Origin of the sequence: Flectobacillus roseus (assembly GCF_030056595.1) — a bacterium.
Taxonomy (GTDB): domain Bacteria; phylum Bacteroidota; class Bacteroidia; order Cytophagales; family Spirosomataceae; genus Flectobacillus; species Flectobacillus roseus.
On sequence record NZ_JASHIF010000030.1, the window covers coordinates 1 to 19,887 of the forward strand.

Here is a 19,887-nt window from a genome sequence, read left to right on the forward strand (position 1 = left end):
GTAAATATTTTAAATGAAATGTTGTTCTGTCTTATTCTAAAGAATTATAACATCACAACCTATCTTAGAATGTCGTATTTTCTTTTATCTTTTCTTACCAGCTTTTCAAAGAACTCTTTCCTCTAAAATAATTAACCAACTTGTCGTCAGTACCTTATCTCAAAAATTGTCGTCAAACCTCTTTCGATTTAACCACTTCCCGTTGTTTGGGAGTGCAAAATTAGTAGCTTTACTTTTAACTTCCAAATGTTTTTGAAAATATTTTTAAAATTTATTTTCGCAATTCACATCTTTTCTCTTTCGCTATAACCTCTTTCCCGTCGTTTGGGAGTGCAAAATTCCCACTTTATTCCCAACCTTCCAAATCTTTTTAACACTATTTTTTAAAGTTTTTTGTAAGTCGCTGATAACAAAGGGAGTAAATGGTAGAATTTTCTAGCAAAATTATTCAACATTTCTAGCACAGAAACACCTTGTACAATTAATCAACAGAATAGTTATAAAAAAACCTCAACTTTATTAAAGCTGAGGTTTCATTTTATTGATATTTCTTTTATTCGACAATCAAAAGGTGATTCTTTTTACCTTTTCCTAATAATAGATACTTATTATTAAGCAAAGTAAAATCAATCGGATGATTAGGATCTGACACTTTTGACTTGTTTACACTTAAAGCATTTCCTTGAATAGCACGACGAGCTTCTCCTTTTGAAGCATATACCTCTCCATTGGTTACAGTTGATACTAAATCTGTAATGTTGGTACAAGCCTCGTAATCTCCACGTGTGATGATTGTTTGAGGCACACCTGCAAATACAGAAAGAATATCCTGGTCACTCATTCCTTGTAAAGCATCGACAGTACCTTTTCCATAGAGGATTTCAGAAGCCTTTACTGCTATACTATATGCTTCCTCAGAGTGAACACGACAAGTCACGTCTTTTGCCAAAGCTTTTTGCATAATACGCAAGTGTGGTGCAGCAGCGTGTTCTTCTTCGATAGCAGTGATTTCCTCACGAGAAAGTAATGTAAATACTCTCAATAGACGGTGACTATCGGCATCGGCAGCATTTAACCAAAATTGGTAGAATTCGTAAGGACTTGTCATGCTAGCATCGAGCCAAACGTTTCCTGATTCTGATTTACCAAATTTGGTCCCATCTGCTTTAGTTACAAGTGGGGTTGTTAAGGCAAATGCTCTATTAAATTCTACTTCTTCAGAACCGCCTTCTTTTCTACGAATGATTTCTGTACCTGTTGTAATGTTACCCCATTGGTCAGAACCACCCATTTGTAGACGAACACCATTATTTTTATATAACCAATAGAAATCGTATCCTTGTAATAACTGATAAGAGAATTCAGTGAATGAAATACCTGTTTCTAAACGCTTCTTTACAGAGTCTTTCGACATCATATAATTTACGCTAAGATATTTTCCTGCTTCTCTCAAAAACTCTAGAAAAGAGAAATTCTTGAACCAATCATAGTTATTTACTAATTCGGCAGAGTTGTCGCCACAATCAAAATCTAAGAATTTAGATAATTGCTTACGGATTCCCTCTTGGTTGAAACGCAAAGTTTCTTCAGATAAGAAAGAGCGTTCTGCTGCTTTGAACGAAGGGTCGCCAATCATACCAGTTGCACCGCCCACCAAAGCAATCGGTTTGTGACCGCAAAGCTGGAAGTGTTTCAATAACATGATTGTAGCGAGATTACCAATATGTAAAGAAGATGCCGTTGGATCGAAACCGATATAAGCGGTTGTCATTTCTTTAGTAAGTTGTTCTTCTGTTCCGGGCATCATGTCGTGGAGCATACCTCTCCAACGCAATTCTTCAATAAAATTCTTGTGCATTTTGTGCTTAAGTAATTATGAGCAAACAGTAAAAGACCGTTTGTGTTTCTATAGATTCCAAATTTTCCGCAAAGTTAGACTTTATCCGCAACAAATCCTTGTGATTATTCAACTGTATGAGTTTATAAGAAAAGAATAAGGAATGTATAATTTTATGGACTTACTTACTGCAATAAGTGAAAATACTTAATCAAGCTCAAGCACTTATCACTAATTTGATTTACTACAAAATAAAATTCCAGCGATAGCAATCTAAACTATTGACTTTTACGTATTTATAGTGTAATATTTAGTAATAAACATAAAATATCCCTAGCTACTACTCGTTAATTTTCTGACAATTCACCATAACTATTTGTAACACCTCCGATGTACTATTTGTGCATCTGAAATAACCAGTTAATGCTATGAGAACACTTTATGTTATTGTTTTGGCCATTTTGGCGTCAGGTGTTTTGTATTCCTTCAAAAGAAGGACTAGTAATGACGATCAGTTTAGATCTTAATTTGTATAAGCAATGGGCTTTAGGATGGTTTTATCTTAAAGCCTTTTTTAATCCGTACACTCCATCATCAGTAAATCCCCCTTTTTATAAGATATCTTTACGAATCCATCTTGTTCGGCTTCGTTACTTGAACCTGTTCGATAGCCTAGGGATAGCGATTCGTCAAATAGATTATACTTTAAGCCTGATGTTTGAATACCTTGTACATCACCTATTGGAATCAAAGAGATAGGTGTACCTTTTGTATACCACTTCTCAAATTGATAGGGCAAGAGATATATTTTAGAGTAATCATCAATCATGACAATTTTGAGCTGATCTCTAAAGCGGACAACGTTCGTAATATTCGTCATCGTATGATCGGCACGGCGACCAGTGGCCCATACGACATTGGCGGCAGGAAAACCTCGTGCAATCAAATATTCAAAAGCTTTTTCTAAATCATGCTTTTCTTGATCGGGCGTGTGGACGATTTCAATCGGATACTGGGCAGAACGAATGGCGTCAGTATCTAACTCGCGATCAAAATCCCCAAGTAATACATCCACTTTTATGCCTAATTCGAGAACTCGGTGAATGGCAGAATCAAGTACGACAATAAGTGGAGACCATTCCAGCAACTGTCCAAGTAACTCTTGACTACAAGCTTCGCCGTTAGCAATAATTAAGGCAGGTTCTTGTTCGTCACGTATAATATGATGAGATGACATAAATTCGAATGCGGATTTCGGATGTATAATTAAAGCGCTTTAAGCCATCAGCCATTGGCATTAGGCAAAAATGTTTTCATTTTGTCATGAGGAATTAATCTAGACTATTACTTCCTGATAGCCTCCTCATATTCTGCTGGCGTATTAATACTTTTTAGCATTTGTGGATTAGGAGCCTGAATCAACTTAATCGGTTGCTGAGATAATACTCGCATAGCCGATTTTCTTCCTTGCTGATAGGCCTGTAATAAGTCTGAAAAAATACTCGGTTCATATATGGTAATGAGTGGTTCAGGAAAAAGCTCGTCGGGGTTTTGAAAAGCGGTAGCTTTTTGAGATATATCTCTGGCTTCAATCAAATATTGAATCGTTTCATGAGTAACAAAAGGCATATCACAAGCTACCACCAGCCAAGCTTGTTCGGGCTCGTGCTGAAAAGCAGAAAGAATACCCACCAATGGACTATTCATTTCATGATAGGCATCATATATATAAGGATAGTCGCTATGCTGGTTGGCATTCAATGAAACAAAGACTTTTTCACAAAACTTCCCTAATAACTCAAACAGATAAGCCTCTTGAGTTTTCCCATGATATTGAATCAATCGTTTTTCACGACCCATACGAGAACTTTGTCCTCCCGAAAGTATCAATCCATTCATTAGGCTTTATAATCGCTTTTCCCTCCAGTTTTTGACAAGAGTTTGGTTTCTTTAATCACTAAATCATGGGAAAAAGCTTTACACATATCATATACGGTCAATGCGGCAATGGTTGCACCTGTAAGAGCTTCCATTTCGACACCAGTTTTGGCTGCTAAAGTACACATACAATCAATGATAACATCGTTGCCTTGTATTTCGATATTGAATTTACATGAATCCAATCCTAGTGGATGACATAGAGGAATTAAATCTGATGTCTTTTTTGCTCCCATTGTACCAGCAATAATAGCTGTCTGAAAAACCGCCCCTTTTTTAGTCTGGATATCGCCATTGACAAATTGCGCCACAATTTCGGGCGTAAGTGCTATAATACTTCTGGCCGTTGCGGTGCGTTTGGTAATAGTTTTGCCCGAAACATCCACCATAGAAGGGTTATGCTGAGTATCTAAATGTGAAAAGTCTTTATTTTCTGATTGTTCTTGTGTCATTGCGCTATGTTTTTTACAAAAATACGGTACGCCTCCTCAAAAGGTAAGGTAAATTGTAGAAATTTGTCTTTTCAAGTTTTATCATAAAAGGAAAAAAGCTAAAAAACATTCTCAATGTTATGATAACATCACAGGAGGCTTACCAGATTATTCAACAATATACATTTCCAAAGCAAAACGAAAAAGTAGCTTTGCTAAGTTCAAAAGGCAGAATCTTAGCTGAAAGCATTACGGCAGACAGAGACTTTCCTCCTTTTAATCGCGTAGCGATGGATGGTATTGCTTTTGCTTTTGAAGGTATTAATCCAGCAGCAATCTTGGTCGAGCAAATTCAGTTTGCTGGTGAAACGCAAAAACAGCTTCAAGATACACATGCCTGTATCGAAATTATGACAGGAGCCATTTTGCCTTTGGGTTGCGATACGGTGGTACGGTATGAGGACATCCTTGTAGAAGAAATAGAGGGGAAAAAAGTAGCTAAAATTACGATTCCATTTGAAGAAATTACTCGTGGGCAAAATGTACACCGACAAGGTTCTGACAAAATCGCTGGACAAACGCTATTAGAAGCAGGTATCAGAATTAGTCCAGCCGAAATTGCCGTAATGGCATCAGTCGGTAAGCAAGAGGTACAGGTAGTAGCATCGCCGAAAGTGGCGGTGATTTCGACGGGTGACGAATTAGTAGATATTTCGATAAAGCCCGAAAGCCATCAAATTCGTATGTCAAACTCTTATATGTTGGCAGCGGCGTTACAAACTTGGAACATCGAAGCGCAATTGTTTCATTTGACCGACGACCCTGAAGTATTAATGGAAAAGCTAACTCAAATTTTAGAAGAGCATGACGTCATTTTGCTAAGCGGTGGTGTTTCGGCAGGAAAGAAAGATTATGTTCCTGAGATATTAGCTCAATTAGGTGTAAAAAAATGTTTTCATAAAGTAGCCCAAAAGCCAGGAAAACCATTTTGGTTTGGAGTAAAGGATATTGAACATAGCGAAAGCACAAAATTGGTTTTTGCTCTTCCAGGCAATCCTGTTTCAACTTTCTTGTGCTTTTGTAAATATGCTTTACCCGTAATTGCACAGCAAAAACCTAGAGTAGAGCAAGTGAGTTTGGCAAAAGAGGTGTTTTTCAAACCAGCGCTTACGTATTTTGCACCAGCACAGGTATATTTTGAAAATGGGAAAATGTTGGCTATTCCGTTTGAGGGCAGTGGCTCGGCAGACTTTGCCAATTTGACCAACTGTGATGGATTTGTAGAACTGTCGTCTGAAAAATCTCATTTTGAAATTGGAGAAATAGTAAATTTCGTACGTTTTCGTTAAATTGAATTTTTCTCATAAGAGCAATAGGCTACTGCGCTTATTGCTCTTGTACTTTCTGATATAACATACTTCATTCAACCCAATTTTTTGATTATGAAACTGGTACTTCACACTTTCCAATTACCCCTAAAACACACATTTACGATTACTCACGAGTCGCGAGATATACAACCAACTTTGATTGTCGAACTACAAGATGGTGATTTTAGAGGATTTGGTGAGGCTACAGAAACGCCATATTATGGCGTGACTATGGACAAAATGACTGCTCAATTGGAATCAGTGAGAGACTTTGTAGAAAGCTATGATTTGCAAGACCCAAAACAATTTTGGGAAGATGTATTTCCTTATTTAAAGGATGAACATCCTTTTGCATTGTGTGCGTTGGATATTGCGGCTAATGACCTTTGGGCTAAGAAAAAGGGATTACCTCTATACAAAGCTTGGGGACTAGACCCTAGCAATAATCCTATTACTGATTACACTATCGGGATAGATACTTTGGAAAAAATGGTGGATAAAATGCAAGAAGTGCCTTTCCCATTATATAAAATCAAATTAGGCACCAAAGAAGATATCAAGATTGTACAAGAGTTGCGCAAGCATACAGACGCAGTGTTTAGAGTAGATGCCAATACCGCTTGGAGCGTGGAAGAAACAATACAAAATGCTATTGCCTTAAAGGATTTGGGTGTTGAGTTTATCGAACAACCGATGAAAGCAGATAATTGGGAAGGAATGAAAAAGGTATTTGCAGAATCTGTACTCCCGATTATTGCTGACGAAAGTTGTATTGTAGAAGAAGACGTTGCGAGATGTTATGGCTTTTTTCATGGTGTAAATATTAAGTTGATGAAATGCGGGGGTCTCACTCCTGCCCTACGCATGATTGCTCATGCCAAAAAGCTAGGCTTGAAAGTGATGGTAGGCTGTATGACCGAATCGAATGTTGGTTGCTCGGCTATTGCTCAGCTGTTGCCATTATTGGATTATGTTGATATGGACGGTATTTTGTTGGTCGATGATCAAATTTCTACTGGAGTTATCATCGATTATGGTAAAGTGATTTATGCCGATGAAAATGGAACTGGCGCAAATCTAAAATGATTTTAGCTGCATTAAGCTTTAATGCTTTGAGCAATAGGCTAAAAATTAAACATACATGTTCCAAATTCTTAGAGTATGTGTAAAAATTTTATTTAGCACGTATCAGAAAAACAAATTTTCTCTTCGCCACACCTTACTTTTCTTCACTAGGCGTGCCCGTCTAACACAAGAAAAGTAACCGCAGCGGCGGCCGCAAAAGAAAGTCAAGAAATCCTAATCGGAGTGGCGACCCACCTCGCCTGCGGCTCAAACAACAGGATTTCAGGAAAATAATTACAAACTTTCTCATTACTAATAATTTATAAAATTTAAACATATTCTTACTATAAAATTGACTTGTAAACACTCTCTTAATTACGTTTTATCCAAAGTAAAGTCATGATTTTTTATTCATCCAAAATACCTAACAATACACTCCAAACTATAGACCAAGATTACTATTGGTTTAGTGGTACGGCGTACTTGGGTATTGCACAGCATCCTACTTTCAAACGAAATCTGATTGAATCTTTAGTTCAGTGGGGAAGTTCGTGGGGAAGTTCTAGAAACAACAATGTTCGCCTTTCTATCTATGAAGAGGCAGAGCAAGCTTTAGCTCAGTTTTTTGGAGCGCCTGCAGCTTTGACTGTCGCTTCGGGTATGTCGGCAGGTCAGGTGACGGTATCGTACTATCAAAGTTTGGAATATCATGTTGAAATAGCACCCAAAACACACCCTGCTCTTTGGCCATACCACAAGCACTTGCCAATTGATTCTTATGAAGAATGGGCGAGTACGATTTCAGAAAATATTTCGAAAAATCTTGCTGAAAAAATTGTGATTTGTTCTGATTCGGTAGGCTCGCCGTATGTGGAAGACTTTGATTTTAGTTGGATTAAAACTTTACCAAAAAATAAAGAAATCGTCGTTGTAATTGATGCTTCGCATAGCTTGGGTATTCAACATGTAGCGGACTTTTTGGATTTTGAACCAGACTTTAACGATAATATTCATTTAATTGTGACAGGCTCGCTTAACAAGGCTATGGGTATGACTGGTGGTGTGATTTTGGGTAAACCCGAAATTATCAATCATCTCCGCCACACGCCTATGTTTGCGGGAGCCTCACCCATGATGCCTGCCCTATTGGATGCCTTTATGCTTAGTACAGGATTGTATTATGAGCAAAAAGAAAAGCTCCAAAAGAATATCCAATATTTTACAGAAAACCTTGAAGTAGATTACTTGGATACTATCAAAAATTACCCTGCATTTTGTACCCACCGAGAAGGATTACATGACTTTTTGAAAAACCATGGAGTCATGACATCCTGCTTCCCTTATCCTACGGTACATGACAAACCCGTGAGCCGTTTGGTGATTAGTGCGATGCACAATGAAGACGAACTTTTGTATTTAGCACAATTGTGCAACCAATTTGCTAAAATAACAGGATAAGGATTTCAAAAGAAAACTGTATTATCGGGAAAAATTGTAAAACACTATATGGAGGTGTATAAAAGATTCATGATTGCTACTGCAAGCACATGACTTAGGATAACTCTTTTATACACCTCTATGACCATAACTAAATACTGCTTGCACTCTCAATTGATATTTGAACCGTTTGAACAGATGAAAAGAACACTTATAATCTTCTTGACAATCTTGGCAATGTCAACACAGCTTTATGCTCAAAAAATAGATTTTCAGTTACTGCCTGAGTTGATGAAATCTCAACCAGAAAAATTTCAATTTATTCTTGATAATGCTGATAGACTTCGGGTTCAAATTGTCTACACCCAAATAGATAGAGATGTCTTGAATCGTCCGAGCTTCACGACCTATGGGTTTAGACTTAATCCTCAAGAGTATTTTTATCCTGCTAGTACGGTAAAACTTCCAGCCTGCGTATTGGCTTTAGAAAAAATCAACCAGCTCAACAAAAAAGGGCTTAGCAAAGATACCCCCATGTTTACGGGTGCTGAATACGAACGTCATACCCCTGTGACAGGAGATAGCACTTCTGCCAATGGCATGGCTTCGGTAGCTCATTATGCCAAAAAAATCTTAATGGTATCGGATAATGATGCCTTCAATCGCCTATATGAATTTATGGGACAAGAGGGATTTAATGATCGTTTACGAACAAAAGGCTTGAAAGATACCCGAATTGTCCATCGCTTGGAGGTTGGTATGAGTGTTGAGCAGAATAAAAGAACTAATCCTACTAGCTTCAAAGAAAATGGTCAAGTGGTTTATGAACAGCCAATGATTACCGCATCGAAGGAATATTTTCCAGTTGAACCTATCAAATTGGGAAAAGGATACATTAAAGGAGATGCTACGATAAATGAGCCTTTTGATTTTACTCAAAAGAACTTTTTCCCTTTAATCGAACAACAACAGTTATTACGCTCGATTATTTTCCACAATGCTGTTCCCAAAGAACAACGCTTTGATTTGACGACTGAAGACTATCAGTTTTTGCACAAATATATGTCCCAAATGCCTACAGAAAGCAAATACCCTGCGTACAGTCTTCCTGATTATTGGCCAGCGTATTGTAAGTTTCTGATGTATGGAGGACAAAAAGATGCTGTGATTAATCCCAATATTCGCATTTTCAACAAAGTAGGCGATGCTTATGGCTTTTTGTTAGACAATGCCTATATCGTTGATTTTGAAAAAGGAATCGAGTTTATGTTATCAGCCGTGATTTTATGCAATGAAGACCAAATTTTCAACGATAGCAAGTATGACTACGATACCATTGGTTTCCCTTTTATGAAAAACTTAGGAGAACTTGTATATCAATACGAGTCCAATAGACCAAAAAAACACCTTCCCAATTTGAGCAAGTTTAAGTTTCAGTATGACAAATAAGTCTTTGCTCGGCATAGTTTTTGTGGGTTGAAGAGGGCGTCTTAAACCCTAATTTTTATTATGAAGCTATTACTAATTCTATTTTCTTGGGTTGTGCTGTTAGGCTCAACGTGGTTAAACCCAGGAAAAAACAATAACGCAAAACGTACTAAGGCCGACTCTTCTATTACACAAGTCATTGATCAATTCAGTCACCGCTTTGCTCCCGATAAAAGAACTGCTATTTTTCAAATAGATGCTTATCGTCAAAAAAACCAATTGATTTTGACGGGAAAGACCAATCTTATTGGTGCTAAAAGCTTTTTATTAGAAAGACTAAAAAATGAAAAACTCGAAATTGTTGATCAAATTCGTACACTTCCTGCTGTAGAGTTGGGCGAAAAAGTATGGGGCTTGGTGGAGGTTTCTGTTTGTAATCTTAGATACAGTCCGCGTCATTCGGGCGAAATGGCATCGCAAGCCTTGATGGGTACACCAGTGCGTATTTTGGATAGAGAGGATAATGGTTGGCTTTTAGTACAAACACCCGATCACTATATTGCATGGGTTGACCGTGGCGCCATAACTGCCATTACTACCGAACAGTTGACTACTTGGAAAGAGAAAAGTAAAGTGATTTATACCAATTCATTTGGCACAGTTTATAGCGAAGCTAACAATAACTCAACGCCTGTCTCAGATATTGTAGCTGGTTGTGTGACAGAATTGAAAGCAGAGAAAAATGGCTATTACGAAGTAGTATTACCCGATAATCGTTTGGGATACATATCTACGAAAGAAGCGGATTTAGTCAAGCATTGGGTGAGCACAACCACTGCCACCGAAGATGCCTTGGTGAATACCTCTAAACGTTTGATGGGAGTTCCTTATTTGTGGGGAGGTACTTCGTTTAAAGGTGTTGATTGTAGTGGTTTTACCAAAACTATCTATTTCCTAAATGGCATCTTATTACCACGTGATGCATCGCAGCAAGTAATGGTAGGAGAAACGATTGATAAATCAGGGGTTTGGAGCAATTTGAAAGAAGGAGATTTGCTATTCTTTGGTGAAAAACGAGAAGATGGTTCTGAACGTGTGGTGCATGTAGGCATGTGGATTGGAAATAATCAGTTTATCCATGCCTCCGACAAAGTCCGTATTGGAAGCGTGAGTAATTCGGCGCCTAATTTCGACGAATACAATGTCAAAAGATATTTGAGAGCCAAACGTATTCTAAAAACAGGAAGTATTGTAAAGCTCAAAACAGACAGTGTTTATCCACAATAGACATAATGAGTTATGATTTAGTGAATGAGTGATATTTTTTCAGTATTCAAAAAAAGCGGTCGAAAAGTAATTTTCGACCGCTTTTTTTGATGAATGTTTGGATACTGATATTCATTCCAAATCTTGGAACGACAAATGATTAATTACCTCCAAAAACTCCTTTAATTTTTGACCACAAGCCAGAAGCAGCTTCTTTTGCTTCTTCAACTTTTTCAGCTGCGGCTTCTTGAATATCCTCTAGTTTTTCTTCGGCTTGGGCTTTTAACTCTTCCGCTTTTTCGCCTAAGTCACCACCAATTAGTTCTTCAATTTTATCTTCGACAGCATCAATTTTTTCTGAAACTACTGCTGATACTTCTTCAATTTTATCATCTGCTGCATCTGCAAGTTCCTCGAGTTTTGCACCTGCTTCAGACGCTAATTCTTCAGCTTTTGCTTTTACATCTACTCCTGTAACTTCTTTGATTTTCTCACCTGCTGTTGCAGCTAAGTCCTCAATTTTGTCTACAGCTGCATCTTTTAATTCTTCAATTTGTCCTTTTGGAGTAGGTTCAGTTTGATTATTTTCCATGAGTGATTTGTGTTTGGGTGATAAGTTGAAGTTATTTTTATTCAATTTACAATTTATCTACTGATAAATCAAGCACTTATGTTACGCAAAAATCAAATAAATGTCACAAAAAAGTAAACAGGTGTGAAGAGGAAACAGGCACAAAGGCACAGAGGGACAAAGGGTGAAGAGGGAACAGGCCTAAAGGTGCAAAGGCACAAAGTGAAGATTTTGAATAATTCCACTTTGCGCCTCAATTCACACTTTGTGCCTCTGTACCTTTATCTCTCTGTGCCTCAATTCACACTTTGTGCCTCTGTACCTTTATCTCTCTGTGCCTCAATTCGCACTTTGTGCCTTTGTGCCTTTATCACTTTGTGCCTCAATTCACACTTTGTCCCTCTGTGCCTTTGCTACTTTGTACCTTTTCTCCTAAACAGCCTTCTTATTCTTAAACGAATACCAAAGTACTCCTAATCCAAACAAAATAGCTGGAATGCTTAGCCATTGTCCCATATTAAGGCTCATACCATCTTCGAAGCTTACTTGATTTTCTTTGATAAATTCATAGAAGAAACGAAGAATAAATAAGACTACCATGAATACACCTGTCATTAAGCCTTCTTGAGTTTTTTCTTTTTTCTTATTCCAAATCATAAAAAGGATAACAAACAAGACAATACAAGAAAGTGCTTCATATAATTGTGCTGGGTGACGAGGCACTACAGCAAAGTAGTCGTGATTAAGCGATGGATCATTATAAAATTTGAATGCCCAAGGCACATCAGTTTCTTTACCTACAATTTCAGAATTCATCAAATTACCAATACGAATACAAGCTCCGCCCAAGGCAACTGTAGGTACAACACGGTCAGTTACGTACAAATAGCTAATATCTTTGTGCTTGCGAACATACAAATAGAAGGCTAAAAATAAGCCTATAGCAGCCCCATGACTAGCCAAACCTGCATAAGGTGGACGAATCATTGACCAGAAGAAATGACCGGGGTTACTCAATAAAGTTGGATATTCATAAAAGAAATAATGTCCCGTTCGAGCGCCAAGCACAGTGGCGATCATTGCATACAGCAATAACTCATCGGCTTGCTCGAGCGGACGACCTTCTTTTTTGAAAAAATATGAAATAACTTGATAGCCTAATAAAAAAGCTGTGGCAAACATTACCCCATACCATCGCACAGGTAAGCCACCTATTAAAGGTAAAGATTCGGGAAATGTGAAAATATCAGAACTTGTGAACCAATCTATATATGCTAACATTCGGTTTATGGGATTATTGTTTAAATGGAATTCGTTGTGTATCTGAAACCCAAATTTAAAACTTTTCTAAGAATAAGTTAGGAGTACTGAGTTAAGAATGACGTGTTTTGAGTTTAAAAATTAAATAGCACTTGCTCTGCGAGTCAATTTTTAATTTCTAAATGGATTAAAGACTCAGAAACGCCTCTATACCACCTGTAAGATTGCGTACCCCTTCGAAGCCTCTTTTTCTGAGGATTGTAGCTGCTACTTTACTTTGAAGTCCTGTGTAGCAAATGATGACAAATTCCTGATTTTTCAAAAAATCTATCGTATCAAGCTTTTCTAATAGTTCGTCAAAGGGTAAATGCAATCCACCCAAATCAAAATCTAGCACCTCTGCTTCGGTACGAATATCTACGATTTGAAGCTCGGGAAGTCGATTTTTAAATTCTTCTGCTGAAATATCAATCATAATAGTGGGGCTTTGGGCGGTCAGTTATCGGCATTCGAGTAAAAGAAAAATCTATTCTACACTCAAGAAACTCGTCCAATTAGTAGCCTAATTAATCGTATTTTATTTCATCAAAATTAAAATGGTTCAGACCTTCGCCCGAACCATTTTAATTCATGTTTTTCAAGAACCTAGTCTAAATCGTTGTAAGCCAAAATTCCGCCTAACACGTTTCTAACATTGGCAAATCCTTGTGCTTCCAAAAATGCCTTTGCACGTCCTGAGCGAGCACCTGAGCGACAATGAACTACTACTTCCTGTTCTTTCCAGCCTTCGATTTCTTCCAAACGATCTGGCAACTCGCCTAGTGGAATCAACAATGCGCCTAAGTTATCTTCTTCGTATTCGTATTCTTCTCTTACATCAAGAAAGTTGAATTCTTCGCCAGCATCTAGGCGTTGTTTTAATTCTTCTACTGTAATATCCATGTTTTATTCTGTTTACTTCGTTGAGGTCACCATTTAACGAACGATACTGATTTTGCGAACAAATGTATTACGTTCGTCTGAGAGTAACAATAAATATATGCCCGAATTAAGATTTTCGACTGAAACTCTGCTTTCAGAAACTCTTTGTTTCAAAATACTTTGACCCTGAAAATCGATAAGTTCGATATTGCGTAAGGTTGGATCGTTCCATGAAACATAATCTTTCGCAGGATTGGGGAATACCACCAATTGTTGGTCTTGAATATCTTTTTCTGTACCTAAAATAACATCCTTCACCGTTCCTCCCATGATTGGTCGCATCATCAAAGCGCCATTTGCGGCTTTAAAGTCGGCATTATTGGTTTGGGTGGCAAGATTTACCCATTGCGTACCCAAATTATAAAAATATTTTGAAGAAAACTGTGAAGAGTTTTTATCTAAACCAATAACCAAAGGTTCGCCATCGGTGTATTGTAAAACACCAATATAGAAAGTATCTTTTACTGCAACGGGGTCAAAAGTGTATTCAATAAAGCCATTCACAACTTTGCTATACGACACCTTACTATACAATGAACGAATCACATTACCGGGTTTTCCTCTGTCATTTTCCATAATCTGAATCGTGATTGCATTACCCTCAAGATTGGTCAACATAGGTAAGAGATTGATACGAACACCCGAAACCACATCATTGGAATTATTGGTAAACTGCGCGGCTATGCGTCCAAAGCCTTTACCTAAGTATGCCCCTGCCTCTGCTGTTCCGTCGTCATAGGCATAATAGTCCGAAAACTCCGTTGTTATACGAATGGTATCATTTTGCTTTCTATTGATAATAACACCGTCGTCGGTAGTTTTTAGCGCAAATGTACTTTGTAAACTGTATTTGTCATTACTCAGTTGGCTTAAGGTTGTAGCTAGTTTTTGTGCAATTTTCACACTGGATAAACCCGCTGGATTAGGACTAATTACCACGTTGGTCTGAGTAGCTTTTTGTAGGGTTGTATTAGTCAATAAATCTTTTACACTAAAATCATAATCAAAAAAGTTGTTAACCGCCGTTTGGTTCAAATACACGACATCTGTACTCAAGGAATCATTGAGTTCCTGTGTTGGGCGACGCATAAACTGCCTTACGGGCATGGCTCGGTAACGTTTGAGCAACGATGGCATATTTCGTCTTACCGCCAAATCCGCATAGTATTTATCGTTTTGATTGCGCTTGGTATTCAAATAAATATAGTCGATATTCCAAATGTCGAACTGTCCAGACTGGCGACCAAAACTTTGAAATCTAAACTGAAATTGATTATGAAAGTACAAATTGCGTGCTCGAATCGGAATCAATACTTGTTGGAAATTGGCTACTTCCTGATCTCCTTTCTTTACCCAAACCGTTTGCCAAATACCGCCATTGGTTAAAAACTGTACTCTCAAAGAATCATTGGTATTGGGCTTATCACCCAGAGAGCTATTTTGCCAGAAGAAACTCAAATACAGAGAATCGGCAGGCAAATAATTGGACAAATCCAATACTTGAGACGTAAGGGTATCGGTAGGACCTTCAGCCAAACTATTGACAAAGTTATAAGGCGTACCATCCGCTTTGAGTCCATCAAAAGTAAGCATATTGATGGTAGGATGATTTGTCGCATAATCATTGTTGACCAAAGTACCTCCCGAACTCAGCCAATTATTGGTATTGAGTTTGAGTCCATACGAAAAATCGTCAAAGAATGGGAGCTTCACTGCGTTGGTAGCAGCGACTCTTGCAGCACTAGGTGTAACAGGAGTGCCAAGTGGAATCGTTTGTATTTGAGCCAAGGTACGGAATTGAGCAATAAAAAAGAGTGGTAAAAAAATTAACCACCCTTTTTTACCCTTTCCGCAGAAAGGCTTCTTAGAACCTATAAAAGTGTAAGAAGAAATGTTTTTCATTTGAACTTTATTAAATACCTATTGGTAGGTTTATTCTCCAGACGGAGGGTTACCCGCTACCCAAAGGTCAATCATTTCGCCAGCTTTAATTTTGCCATCTTCACAAGCAGGATTTTGACGAATCACAGTGCCTGCTGGTTCGGTAGAATCTGGGTCATAAATAACGGTTCCTTTTTGTAAACCAGAACCAGAAATTATGATAATAGCTTCATCGAGCGGTTTGCCTATTAAACAGGGAATCTCTAACTCGACATTACCTGTGCCATTGCCCACGATGAGCGTAACCTTCGAACCTTTTGCAATTAACGTTCCAGCATCAATTTTCGTACCTTGATATTTTACTTCGAGTACCTCATTTTCACGAATATCGTTTTGGTATTCAAGTGAAGGCTTGAGCAAACCCGCAATCAACAACTGTTGTTCGGCACTTCGCACTGACATTTCGGTCAGTTTAGGAAGCTTAATCATTGGAGCCGTTTCGGTATTGATGGTCAAATAAATTTTTCGTCCTTGTTTTACCTTAGAGTTTTCGAGCGGATACTGAGAAAGTACCGTAAGCGGTTTTTTACCTGGCGTAAAAGTACTATCGGTCACTTCGTAGTCCAAATTTCTTTCATCCAATAGGTCTTCGGCCTCCTCCATTGTCAAGCCTTTCAAGCTAGGAACAGTAATCGTTTCGCCGTGATTGGTACTCCAAGGAAGGTAAATAAAGAAAAATCCAAAAAATAAGACCATTAATAGGCATACAATAATGGCTGCGTGAGTATAGACGTCTTTTTTAGAATTTGTTGGAATTTTGATCATTTCGGTCTTCGTTATGGTATTTGGTGCAATTTACAAGATAAGTTTGTTTTTGGAAAATGCCTTTCACAAAATGCACCATCGGGTTGGGATATTTGAATGTAAGATGTTGAGAAAAGGGTATAAAAACAAGTCTTTATCTATACGACTCTATACCTTACAGGGTTTACATAACGAAATAATCATGTGATGTGATATTGACCAAGGATAAGCTTTTACTTAATTTTTTATTTATTGATGTTTAATGATTGACTAAGCTATTTATTTTCAATACCTTCAGTTAAAATAAAAGAAGTTATTAGTTCATCATATATCCGTAAGTTGATGTTAATTTAATGAATACAAATCAATCTATTCACGCAATGAAAATAAATCGAAGTAAGCTCATGATTTTGATAGAAGTCCTATCAACGGCAGTTGGAGGAATAGTTATTTTTTATGCACTGTTTTTTGCATAAAATAAAAGAGCATAAAAAAGTTCTCAGAATACTTCCCTAGTCCGACACTTAGTCTCGGACTGGCGTTTGTTTCAGTTTATAAACTGTTTAAAAAAATAAGTCCAAGACTAAGTCTTGAACTAGTAATTCATCAAAACATGAACAATAAACATCAATTCTACAAAGTAGCAAGCTTCACCGTTGGTCTTCTAATGGTTATTTTATTTTTTTTTCAAAATCTATGAGCTTGAGATTTATGTCATTTTATTCGGTCTGGTTTGCTACCTTACTGGTAAAAGTAAAATTCTAGACACTAAGAAATTAGAATAAAAAGAAACAAAGAAGGAGAAACAAAAACACTCAACAATAAAGTATTCATTATCAAATACATACACCTAAATCCAATCTACTGAAACATTAACTCAATGAAAATAATCATATCTCTGATTGTACTATTGAAACTAACTGTTTGTTCTACTTTACTAGCACAAGAACTTCCCATGTCTAAGTCAAAACTTCAGCCAGAGCTAGAAATTCAATTTGAATTATGGAGGGTACTCGACAGAGCAAATTTTAAAAAGTGTGGTTCATATATGTTTTCTATTAAGTTTGAACTTGATAAAAAATCAGGGCGCTTCAAAAATCTCAAGTTCTCGGAGAACTTACTTGATACTGCAATAATCAGTTCTGTTAGGAAGGCTCTCTACAATAAGGAGTCAATATGGATTCTTAAAAATTGCAAAAAAAATAACCCTTCCTTACTTTTTTTACTCCCTATTAGTATAGGGATACATAAGGAGGAAGGAGCCTGTAACCATATTCCTTCATCCAATTTTGAAGATATGCCAGGTGTTAGAGAATCATTGGATTTTAAGTCCATGATTACCTTTCCAAAAACCGAATATGCAACAGATTCTGCGGTTTACAAAGACGATATATTTAGCGTTCCCAAGGTTAAATTTGTAGGTATGACACTTAACCCTATAGTATGTGGAGTTAAATACAAATAGGTTCATCTACAATCTTTAAGGCAATCATTTCCTAAATGCTATTCTTCGCTCCAATGACAGCTAAACGAAAACACAAACAATGAAAAATATTCATTATCAAACACATACACCAAAGTCCAATCTACCGAAACATTAACCCGATGAAAAAAACCATATCTCTAATTATGCTATTGAAACTTATGGCTTGTTCTACTGCACCAGCGCAAGAGCTCACTGTGTCTAGGTCAAAACTCCAACCAGAGGAGAAAATATGGTTAGAACTACTGAAATTGGTTAATCAGTCTCATTATAGGAAATGTGCAGAATTTATATTTTCTGCTAGATTTGAGCTAGATAGAAGAAGTGGTAAAATTAAAACGCTCCAATTTTCCAAGAACTTGGTCGATACAACAATCATGAGTTTGGTAAGAAAATCGCTTATCAACACGGAATCAATATGGAGTATTAAGAACTGCAAAGAAGCAAATCCTTCATTAGTCTTTTTACTTCCAATTAGAATCGTCATGAAAAGACGAGATTGTATTCCATTAAATGCTACAGAAATAATGGAACCTGATGCCTTGGGTATGAGATCTACTATTGATTTTCTATCATTGATTACATTTCCTCAGCATGAATCTACTGTAGATTCTTCCGTTTATAAATCGGTAGACTTTAGGGCTTCTGCAATAAAATTTGTTGGGATGACACTAAATCCAATCTCAGTGGGACAAATGGATCGTTAATCAATAAATAAAATCTACCACAAAATCAATGTTACGTATTACAATAATTAGCTTTATGAGCTTGTATTTAGGTTCATGTTCTCTGACTGATACTCGAAAACCTAAACTTTGGGTATATGATCGAGCGCATAAAAAGGCAACATTTACCGATCTTATTAACAGAGGTGTTCGAGGGAAATCAGATTATGATAGTCTTCATTGCAATGGATGGGCAGCATTTTTTTATTTTACCATTGATGGGAATGGCAAAGTAAAATCGTTTTCTGTCAACAAAATATCAAGCCCGACATATAGTGAAGAAGATTCCCTCATCATTCCAGAACTGAGAAGAATACTTTATAACACTGAAGGCAAGTGGCACAAGCATTTTTGGACGTCGAGAAAAATAGAATGTTGTTTTGTCCTTCCTTATTTTAGACATTCACATAATCGAGATAATTGTACAGAGGAACAAATAGAAAGGCGTGGTCAGATAATGATGATTTCTAAGTCTCTAAACAGAAATTCATTTAAAAAGATAGGAAAAAAGAAGTATAAATACTGGCTTCACAATATAACTAATGTTCCAGGGCAATACTAATTGTTTAATTATATCCACACGAAATGTAAGTGTGCGATTAGAGTTGTACCCTAGAAACCTCCCTGGTTCATGACCAAGTCTTGAACTAGTAATTTATCAGAACATGAACAATGCTGGTAAAAGTAAACTTCGAGACACTAAGAAATTAACTAAAAAAAATGCACAAAGAAGCTAAATCCTCTTTGTGCATTTTTTATGACTCCTTATTTATTCAATATCTTCATGGCATCTTTACCCAAAACCTGTACAGCAATACTGTCGCTCAAGATCAACTGATTGGGTTGAACTTTCGTGTCTTTTAGGCTTAGCTCACTATTTCTTCCTCCATTTATAGCTAAACGATCGGCTTTTATATGATCCAAGTTGACAATTAAGGACTTTGAAGAGTACAAATCCAGCTTGGCAGTTTCGATGCCTTTTAATTCGAGTGTCGTGCTAGGAATCTGTGATTTTATCCATAGACTATCCACTTTAAAAGTATTGCCTATGTTTATTTGGATAGCATCTCCGTTTGTCACATTGATACCTAAAACTCTTGGCAACTGTAATTGCATATAGTCTACGGATTCGTTGAGTTCTAGCACGAGGGTATCACCCACATATTTTTGTGTAATACCTTCCTTAGCACTTAACAAAGCATATTCTGGATTTTGGGCAATATCCACATTTACATACCTTACAGCTTTTGCACTAAGTGTCAGATATTTGAATGGCTTTAGGACTACTTTTGTATTCTTATGAGTCTCTTTATATTCAACCAATTTGCCTTTTAAAGTAATATTAAAACTTAGTAACCCTATGATGACCAAGGCTGCCATTGTCACAAGGAGTTTGTTGGATGTCTTCAT

19 protein-coding genes are annotated in these 19,887 nt (G+C 37.1%); 8 read left to right on the forward strand and 11 right to left on the reverse strand.

The genetic code is table 11. From position 1 onward, the window contains the following. Positions 1-553: 553 nt before the first annotated feature. The 4 genes from tyrS to moaC all read right to left on the reverse strand — a co-directional run bounded on the left by tyrS (position 554) and on the right by moaC (position 4,227). Positions 554-1,858 (reverse strand): tyrosine--tRNA ligase, encoded by a 1,305-nt coding sequence (gene tyrS / locus QM524_RS24735; RefSeq protein WP_283346705.1) that lies wholly within the window; start codon positions 1,856-1,858, stop codon positions 554-556. 553 nt (positions 1,859-2,411) lie between these two features. Then, on the reverse strand, positions 2,412-3,074 hold the full coding sequence (locus QM524_RS24740) for a thiamine diphosphokinase (RefSeq protein ID WP_283346706.1): 663 nt from the start codon (positions 3,072-3,074) through the stop codon (positions 2,412-2,414). Between the two features lie 107 nt (positions 3,075-3,181). Then, on the reverse strand, positions 3,182-3,736 hold the full coding sequence (locus QM524_RS24745) for an NTP transferase domain-containing protein (protein ID WP_283346707.1): 555 nt from the start codon (positions 3,734-3,736) through the stop codon (positions 3,182-3,184). After that, complete coding sequence (moaC, locus tag QM524_RS24750) at positions 3,736-4,227, reverse strand: cyclic pyranopterin monophosphate synthase MoaC (protein WP_283346708.1); 492 nt, start codon at positions 4,225-4,227, stop codon at positions 3,736-3,738. The genes QM524_RS24745 and moaC overlap by 1 nt, the downstream gene beginning before the upstream one ends. Positions 4,228-4,346: 119 nt before the next feature. On the opposite strand from moaC, the gene QM524_RS24755 reads away from it, so the two are divergent. The 5 genes from QM524_RS24755 (at position 4,347) to QM524_RS24775 (ending at position 10,793) form a co-directional block, all read left to right on the forward strand. Continuing rightward, positions 4,347-5,555: a molybdopterin molybdotransferase MoeA gene (locus QM524_RS24755; RefSeq protein ID WP_283346709.1), complete on the forward strand. Its 1,209-nt coding sequence runs from the start codon at positions 4,347-4,349 to the stop codon at positions 5,553-5,555. Positions 5,556-5,648: 93 nt separating this feature from the next. Then, positions 5,649-6,662, forward strand: a complete 1,014-nt coding sequence (locus QM524_RS24760; protein ID WP_283346710.1) for a dipeptide epimerase — start codon at positions 5,649-5,651, stop codon at positions 6,660-6,662. 378 nt (positions 6,663-7,040) lie between these two features. Beyond that, positions 7,041-8,099, forward strand: a complete 1,059-nt coding sequence (locus QM524_RS24765; protein ID WP_283346711.1) for an aminotransferase class I/II-fold pyridoxal phosphate-dependent enzyme — start codon at positions 7,041-7,043, stop codon at positions 8,097-8,099. A gap of 177 nt (positions 8,100-8,276) precedes the next feature. Then, positions 8,277-9,527 carry a serine hydrolase gene (locus QM524_RS24770; protein ID WP_283346712.1) on the forward strand — a complete coding sequence of 417 codons (1,251 nt, stop codon included), beginning with the start codon at positions 8,277-8,279 and terminating at the stop codon, positions 9,525-9,527. Positions 9,528-9,587: 60 nt separating this feature from the next. Then, positions 9,588-10,793: a C40 family peptidase gene (locus tag QM524_RS24775; RefSeq protein WP_283346713.1), complete on the forward strand. Its 1,206-nt coding sequence runs from the start codon at positions 9,588-9,590 to the stop codon at positions 10,791-10,793. 139 nt (positions 10,794-10,932) lie between these two features. Here QM524_RS24775 and QM524_RS24780 read toward each other — a convergent pair whose 3' ends face one another. The 6 genes from QM524_RS24780 to QM524_RS24805 form a co-directional block, all read right to left on the reverse strand. After that, complete coding sequence (locus tag QM524_RS24780) at positions 10,933-11,364, reverse strand: hypothetical protein (RefSeq protein ID WP_283346714.1); 432 nt, start codon at positions 11,362-11,364, stop codon at positions 10,933-10,935. 411 nt (positions 11,365-11,775) lie between these two features. Further along, the gene (gene lgt, locus QM524_RS24785; protein ID WP_283346715.1) at positions 11,776-12,624 is read right to left on the reverse strand and encodes a prolipoprotein diacylglyceryl transferase; all 849 of its coding nucleotides are present in this window, start codon (positions 12,622-12,624) and stop codon (positions 11,776-11,778) included. Positions 12,625-12,790: 166 nt separating this feature from the next. Further along, positions 12,791-13,078 carry a rhodanese-like domain-containing protein gene (locus QM524_RS24790; protein WP_283346716.1) on the reverse strand — a complete coding sequence of 96 codons (288 nt, stop codon included), beginning with the start codon at positions 13,076-13,078 and terminating at the stop codon, positions 12,791-12,793. A gap of 170 nt (positions 13,079-13,248) precedes the next feature. Then, a complete protein-coding gene (locus QM524_RS24795) occupies positions 13,249-13,545 on the reverse strand; it encodes a rhodanese-like domain-containing protein (protein WP_283346717.1) in 297 nt (98 codons plus the stop codon). A 33-nt stretch (positions 13,546-13,578) separates the two neighbouring features. Then, positions 13,579-15,486, reverse strand: a complete 1,908-nt coding sequence (locus QM524_RS24800) for a T9SS type A sorting domain-containing protein (RefSeq protein ID WP_283346718.1) — start codon at positions 15,484-15,486, stop codon at positions 13,579-13,581. Between the two features lie 30 nt (positions 15,487-15,516). After that, positions 15,517-16,290 carry a PASTA domain-containing protein gene (locus QM524_RS24805; protein ID WP_095167050.1) on the reverse strand — a complete coding sequence of 258 codons (774 nt, stop codon included), beginning with the start codon at positions 16,288-16,290 and terminating at the stop codon, positions 15,517-15,519. An 859-nt stretch (positions 16,291-17,149) separates the two neighbouring features. On the opposite strand from QM524_RS24805, the gene QM524_RS24810 reads away from it, so the two are divergent. The 3 genes from QM524_RS24810 to QM524_RS24820 all read left to right on the forward strand — a co-directional run bounded on the left by QM524_RS24810 (position 17,150) and on the right by QM524_RS24820 (position 19,039). Further along, positions 17,150-17,734, forward strand: a complete 585-nt coding sequence (locus QM524_RS24810) for a hypothetical protein (protein WP_283346719.1) — start codon at positions 17,150-17,152, stop codon at positions 17,732-17,734. Between the two features lie 140 nt (positions 17,735-17,874). After that, entirely contained in the window at positions 17,875-18,459 is a 585-nt protein-coding gene (locus QM524_RS24815; protein ID WP_283346720.1) for a hypothetical protein, read from the forward strand. Positions 18,460-18,487: 28 nt separating this feature from the next. After that, entirely contained in the window at positions 18,488-19,039 is a 552-nt protein-coding gene (locus QM524_RS24820; RefSeq protein WP_283346721.1) for a hypothetical protein, read from the forward strand. Positions 19,040-19,242: 203 nt separating this feature from the next. Here the strand turns inward: QM524_RS24820 and QM524_RS24825 are convergent, their stop codons facing one another. Further along, positions 19,243-19,887 carry a hypothetical protein gene (locus QM524_RS24825; RefSeq protein ID WP_283346722.1) on the reverse strand — a complete coding sequence of 215 codons (645 nt, stop codon included), beginning with the start codon at positions 19,885-19,887 and terminating at the stop codon, positions 19,243-19,245.